Source organism: Bartonella sp. AP57NXGY, from assembly GCF_042195805.1.
Lineage (GTDB): Bacteria > Pseudomonadota > Alphaproteobacteria > Rhizobiales > Rhizobiaceae > Bartonella.
The window spans coordinates 2,792-9,506 of record NZ_JBHIOZ010000053.1; the positions used below are offsets into that span (position 1 = coordinate 2,792).

At 36.7% G+C, this 6,715-nt stretch carries 5 protein-coding genes; 2 read left to right on the top strand and 3 right to left on the bottom strand.

Annotated features, from left to right (window positions below; all coding sequences use genetic code 11):
* Positions 1–625 precede the first annotated feature (625 nt).
* On the bottom strand, positions 626–1,714 hold the full coding sequence (locus ACFIL8_RS06150; RefSeq protein WP_375613513.1) for a 2'-deoxycytidine 5'-triphosphate deaminase: 1,089 nt from the start codon (positions 1,712–1,714) through the stop codon (positions 626–628).
* 238 nt (positions 1,715–1,952) lie between these two features.
* Between ACFIL8_RS06150 and mutL the strand changes: the two genes are divergently transcribed.
* Together mutL and ACFIL8_RS06160 are read left to right on the top strand one after the other, a co-directional pair.
* The gene (gene mutL / locus ACFIL8_RS06155; protein ID WP_375613514.1) at positions 1,953–3,806 is read left to right on the top strand and encodes a DNA mismatch repair endonuclease MutL; all 1,854 of its coding nucleotides are present in this window, start codon (positions 1,953–1,955) and stop codon (positions 3,804–3,806) included.
* Between the two features lie 109 nt (positions 3,807–3,915).
* Positions 3,916–4,152, top strand: a complete 237-nt coding sequence (locus tag ACFIL8_RS06160; RefSeq protein ID WP_375612380.1) for a DUF2093 domain-containing protein — start codon at positions 3,916–3,918, stop codon at positions 4,150–4,152.
* A 19-nt stretch (positions 4,153–4,171) separates the two neighbouring features.
* On the opposite strand, the gene lpxK is transcribed toward ACFIL8_RS06160, so the two are convergent.
* On the bottom strand, positions 4,172–5,212 hold the full coding sequence (gene lpxK, locus ACFIL8_RS06165; RefSeq protein ID WP_375668557.1) for a tetraacyldisaccharide 4'-kinase: 1,041 nt from the start codon (positions 5,210–5,212) through the stop codon (positions 4,172–4,174).
* The gene (gene waaA / locus ACFIL8_RS06170; protein WP_375638580.1) at positions 5,202–6,524 is read right to left on the bottom strand and encodes a lipid IV(A) 3-deoxy-D-manno-octulosonic acid transferase; all 1,323 of its coding nucleotides are present in this window, start codon (positions 6,522–6,524) and stop codon (positions 5,202–5,204) included. Before waaA ends, lpxK begins: the two co-directional genes overlap by 11 nt.
* Positions 6,525–6,715: the final 191 nt, after the last annotated feature.

Below are 6,715 nucleotides of genomic sequence, written 5' to 3' on the forward strand. Positions count from 1 at the left end.
TATAGTGCCTAATTCATATAAAGCATAAAAACTTTTAATGTTCATACCAATAGAAACCTTCATATTTAATTGAATAATTTTCTAGCAATATTATATCTTGAGGCTATAAATGAGTTACTAAAATTAGAATAATGTTTATTGAAAATAATTGTTACTAAACTGGAGTGAAAACTTATTTATTAACTCTTAAGGATAATTTTTATGCGGAATAAAATATACTGGTTATTACACTCTAGAAAAATTGAGTCAATTGCAGCATCCAATCTCGCATATTTACTTTGAAAAGTGAGTAGCTACTGTTATGTTGAATTTTATTAACCTATTGATTTATTATAATAATAAATATGAATAACATATTGAATATAGTAAAATTCTTTCATTGTAAATTTTGTCACGATGAAATAATCAAAACTATTCTTTTGCACATCATAAATGGAGTTCGTATAGATAGAACCTCTTGAAAAAAGAAGTAAAAATGCCTCTCATACCCTCTCAAATGCAAGAGATGAGATAACCTTGGAAATTAAAAATAGAATGCATGACGCCAGTTTTGCGAAGCACAAAATTTTCTTTTATCTAAAATACGCTTTCTGCATACATGTTATCAAAATTCGTGGTTCCCAACTCATTTAAAATGCTTGGACAACTTTAAACCCTGTGCTTGATAATGTGATCCAACATCATGTCCATAAAGGGTTGATGGTCGATTAAGCATATGCTCATAGACCAAACGGCCAATAATTTGACCATGCTCTAAGATAAAAGGAACTTCATGGCTCCGCACTTCTAAAACCGCTCTTGCTCCTTTTCCACCCGCCTCCTTATGCCCAAATCCTGGATCAAAAAAGCCTGCATAATGCACCCTAAACTCGCCAACTAAAGGATCAAAAGGTGTCATTTCTGCGGCATAAAGCGGAGGCACATGAACAGACTCTCGTGAAACTAAAATGTAAAATTCATCAGGATCAAGAACCAACTCCCTTTGACCACGATCAAAAAGAGGTTCCCAAAAATCTAAAACGTGGGCAACGGCACGTTTATCAATATCAATAACACTTGTATGATGTTTACCACGATAACCTATAAGCCCGTTTTTGTCTCCCTTTAAATTAATGGAAAGACCAATACCACCAACACTAATATTAGGAAAATCATCCGATATCAGTGTTTCTTGCCTTTGCAAAGTGTGCAACTCTATTTCATTTAAATAACTTTGCCCTTTTCTAAACCGAAGCTGTGATAAATGTGAGCCTGTATGCACCAAAATTGGAAATGTGCGTGGACTAATTTCCAAATAAAGTGGACCATGATAACCAGCACAAATTTTATCAAACTCCTGAGCATTATCCGTAATGACACGTGTAAAAATATCTAATCGTCCTGTAGAACTTTTGGGATTGGCAACAGCAGATAAGAATTCTGGTAAAGCTAAACTTTCTAAAAGAGGAACAATATAAACACACCCCGTTTCCAAAACGGCTCCGTCTCGTAAATCAAACTCATGCAACTTTAACCGTTCAAGCTTATCCAAAACTTTTGTATCAGGTCCCGGCATAAAAGAAGCACGTATACGATAAGCTTTCTCCCCTAAACGAAGATCAAGACTTGCTGGTTGTATTTGAGATCTATCAAATGGATACTGAGCCTTGAGAAAGTTATTCTCAATCAAAGCTTGTATATCACTATCTGCTAAAATACCGCTTATACGCGCCATATATATTGCCTTCCCTTTTTACATTGTTTCTTTTTTGACCTAGATGATAAACTGGTGCAAGCTATTTTAAAGTGATAAAAACTATTTTTATGTTTTTTCCAACCGACTTGTTAACATAAAATAAAATAGGAGGTATTGTAAAAATAATACCTCTCATGCTCTCTTATTCTTGAATGTCTCGCAAATGATGTTATCATAATTTTCTATAGAACCCTTAAGATTCCTGTTAGAATTTATTATGATTATACGCCATCTTAGCGAAAATATTATTAATCAAATCGCCGCCGGTGAAGTTATTGAACGACCAGCAAATGTTGTCAAAGAACTTGTTGAAAACGCTATTGATGCTGGTGCAACGCGCATTGAAATTATTACAGCAAATGGTGGAAAAAATTTTATAAAGGTGAGTGATAATGGTTATGGAATTCCTGCAGATCAATTAACTTTAGCAGTTTCTCGCCATTGTACCTCAAAGATTACCGATGACGTACACAATATCTGCTTCCTTGGATTTAGAGGAGAAGCCCTCCCCTCTATTGGTTCTGTTGCTAAACTTAAACTCATTTCACGAACAAAAGATGCTGAGAGCGCTGCTGAAATTTCCGTTACTGCAGGAAAAATTGTAGGACCCAAACCAGCTGCTGCGAATCTTGGAACAATTGTTGAAGTTCGTGATCTTTTCTTTGTCACGCCAGCACGATTAAAATTTATGAAAACTGATCGGGCTGAAACAAATGCTATTAGCGATATGATTAAGCGAATTGCTATCGCATTTCCACATATCCGCTTTTCTCTTTCAGGACTAGACAGAACATCTATGGAATTGTCTGCTACAGAAAATAATATTCAAGGACAATTACAACGTATTACGCAGATTATGGGAAAAGAATTCGCCCCTAATAGCATTGCGCTGAATGCTGAACGCGAAGCGGTGCGCTTAACAGGTTTTGCCTGTTTGCCATCTTTCAACCGAAATAACAGCCTTCATCAATTTGCTTATGTTAATGGACGTCCCGTGCGTGATAAATTTCTATGGGGCGCTATCCGAGGCGCTTATGCTGATGTCATGACACGAGATCGTTATCCTGTCGCTATTCTTTTTATTGACCTCCCACCTGCTGAGGTAGATGTTAATGTTCACCCAGCCAAAGCTGATGTACGATTCCGTGATCCAGGATTAATTCGTGGTTTGATTGTTGGAGCTATTCGTGAAGCATTGCAGCAATCTGGTATTCGTCCTACTTCAACCCGTTCTGAAGCAATGCTTGCTGCATTTCAAACACAACAATCATTAGCACAACAACCATTAGGCAGTTTTAAGAACACGCACCAGTTCTCTTCTTACAGTTCACAACCTCATCATTTTACCAGTGCTTCAATGGTCCAAAAACCATTGGATAGTACTCACTCTTTTGATTTAAAAGAAGATGCCGCTCCTATTATGGAGGGCTTAAATACACCAAGTGGGGATGCATACATTCCAAGCACGACATCTTCATCAGAAGAGTTATCTTATCCATTAGGAGCGGCCAGAGCACAAATCCATAAAAACTATATTATCGCCCAAACACAAGATAGTTTGATCATTGTCGATCAGCATGCAGCTCACGAACGATTGGTTTATGAAGCACTCAAAAACGCACTTTATTCCAAACCACTTCCTTCACAGTTATTACTTATTCCTGAAATTGTAGAACTCTCTGAAGAGGATGCAACATGCCTTTTAACGCATAAAGATGCTTTGCAAAAATTTGGATTAGGAATAGAACCATTTGGACCAGGAGCAATTGTTGTGCGTGAAACACCTTCCATGTTAGGAGAGATCAATGTCCAAGCCCTTATTAAAGATCTCGCAGATGAGGCTGCTGAGTATGATACAACAAATAATTTAAAAGCAATGCTTGATTATGTTGCAGCAACGATGGCCTGTCACGGCTCAATACGGTCAGGGCGCCTTTTACGCCCCGAAGAAATGAACACACTATTACGACAAATGGAGGCAATACCTAATACAAGTACATGTAATCATGGACGCCCTACTTATATTGAACTCAAATTAGCAGATATAGAACGGCTTTTTGGCAGAAAATAAGCCCTTCTTCATTTTTACAAGAAAAATATTTTAAAATTAACTCTCGACTTTATAATATATTTTATGGCACTTTTCTTGAATCTCTTGTATCAAGTAAAAAGGAGTTGTAATGTTTCCCAATGGTGAACGCGAAGCAAAAATTTATTATTCTAATAACGGATATGACATTATAGAATATGGTACCTATACCATTTGTGCTGTTAGCGGGCAAAAAATCCCTATAGATGATTTAAAATATTGGAATCATCACCGCCAAGAAGCATATGCTAGTTGTGAAATCTCCTATCAGCGCGAACTTGAGTGCAACCCATATCTCAAGCAATTGTTAAAAACAAAAGAAAAATAACCCCTCAAAAGCTATAAATTTAGCCTTTGCCTTTTAGACAAGAAAATTCAAGGGAACGTTTTCTAAAGCGGGTTATGACCTCTTCAAGGACCATACGACAGAAGTCTTTTTGAACAAAATCGACATTCACATCAAAGATAATAAGATTTTTCAAATCCTTTTGCATGTGAATTGTCTGTATACGGGTATAATCTTTAGCTGTTGTTGCGAGCCATAAATTGTGCATTTTAGCCTTTTGTATAAGGCTTTTTAAATTTTTATCTGTGAAAAAATAGTGGTCTGGATATATGTAAGTTTGCACCACATGACCAGACAATTCTTTAATAGATTTAAAAAATTTATCTGGATTGCCAATACCAGCAAATGCCAAAAATGATTTTCCTGAAACCTCATCAGAGGCACTGGCTTTAAGATGAGCACGATATAAAGGCTTTCCAGTACGCGAAACAAAAAAAGCGACATTATCAGGCGCATCGGAGTGACCAATCAATAAAACACTATCCATAAAAGAAAACTGCGTTTTTAATGGTACGCGCAAAGGTCCTGCTGGAAAGACAGCTCCATTACCAAAACCGCGCATCGCATCAACAACGAGTAACGCATAATCCATATAAAGACGGCGACTTTGAAATCCGTCATCCATTAAAATAAGATTACATCCCTCTTGTTTAAGCCGTTGTGCCGCTGCATAACGATTAGGTGATACAGCTACAAAAGCATGCCGTGCAAGTAAAAGTGCCTCATCTCCAACATCGCGTGCATTGTCATATTTTTCATTTACAAGATGTACCCCTTTAACTGATCCACCATAACCACGAGATATAATACCAGGTACGAAACCAAGTTCTTTAGCCACTTTTGTAAAAGCAATAACAACCGGCGTTTTACCCGCACCACCACATGTAAAATTTCCAATACACAAAACTGGCAGATCAATCACGGGAGGCTGTCTTGTCATAAAACGACTTGAAAAATAACCATACCCCCATGAAACTGGAGCTAACACAAAACGCAAAAAGCTTTTATTTTTCCACCAAAAACGAGGGGCGCTAATATGCATATCTACCCTGACGCTGACGTAAACCTGTTTGTATTACAAGGGGTTGTAAAAATGGATCTAAAATCTTTAATGTGCGCTCAAATGCACCTGCCATACCTGTTGCCACTTCATGAGCCTTATCAACCATTTCTTGCCGCAATGTTTCATTTGTTAAAAGCTTATACACCTGAATAGCAAGCTGTTTTGTATCTTGAACCATATATGCTGCATCACGCGTTAGAAATTGTTTGAACATCTCTTGAAAATTTGAAACATGAGGCCCTGTCAAAATAGCGGAACCAAGCAAAGCCAATTCCAATGGATTGTGTCCACCATTTCCACATAACGATTTACCAACGAAAGAAACTTTCGATAAGCGAAGAAAAAGTCCCATTTCTCCAATGGTATCTCCCCATAAAATATCGGTATTCATGTTTGGAACAGCATCTCTACTCCTACGAATAAAACTTAACCCCTTATTATCGCATTTTCTGATAAGATCTTCTGAACGTTCTGGATGACGAGGCACAATAATTGTTAATAAATCTGGCAAATAATTTTTAACAATTTTATGGACCTCAAAAGCAATCTCCTCTTCCCCTTCATGCGTTGAAACAGCTGCCCAAACTGGGCGATTGCCGATAGCATTACGATAACGTGCAAGCAATTCTTGATTTTCAACCAGAAAAACATCAGCCTTGAGATTACCAGAAAACGTAACAGATTTTACGCCAAGTGTATGGTAATAAGCTACATCTCTTTCATTTTGACCAATCGCCAAATCAATATCCTTAAAAATATGTTTGGCAAGAACACGTCGTTTTTGCCAAGCTTTAAAAGAACGTTCAGACATATGGGCATTAACCAAAATCTGCGGAATACGCATTTTTGCAAGTTCTTTAATACGAAGAGGCCAAATTTCTGATTCACAAATTAAGACGAGATCAGGCTTCCAATGACGAATAAAACGGCGCACTGCAAAATCTAAATCCAAAGGAGCATATTGATGAATCAACCTATTACCAAAATATTTTTTCACAAGAGTAGAAGATGTCACCGTCCCAGTTGTCATTAATACATTGATTTCCAATGATAAAATATAATTTATAAGTGGAACAAGTGCAAGTGTTTCTCCAACACTTGCTGCATGCAACCAAACTAACGAACCTTGGGGGCGTATATGAGAACTTTTACCTAAACGCTCTTTTTTGCGACACCACTCTTCTTTTCCACGAATAGCACGAAAGAACAAATAAAAAGGAATAACAGGACATAAGCAAAAACCAATCATTCGATAGCTTAAAAGAGCCGTATGTGCCTTTAATTCTACCATTTAAAATCACCTCATCCAGCTATTTTAAGATATCTATATACTTATTTTGTTAAAAAATTCATCAACACTATTGGTTGCATCCATATTTTTTAATATCATTCATATCTTAAATAAAAAAAGCTTAATCCATGAGAAAATTCAATACATATACACATTATTTAAATCTCTTTTAATTAAATTTTGTAACTTAT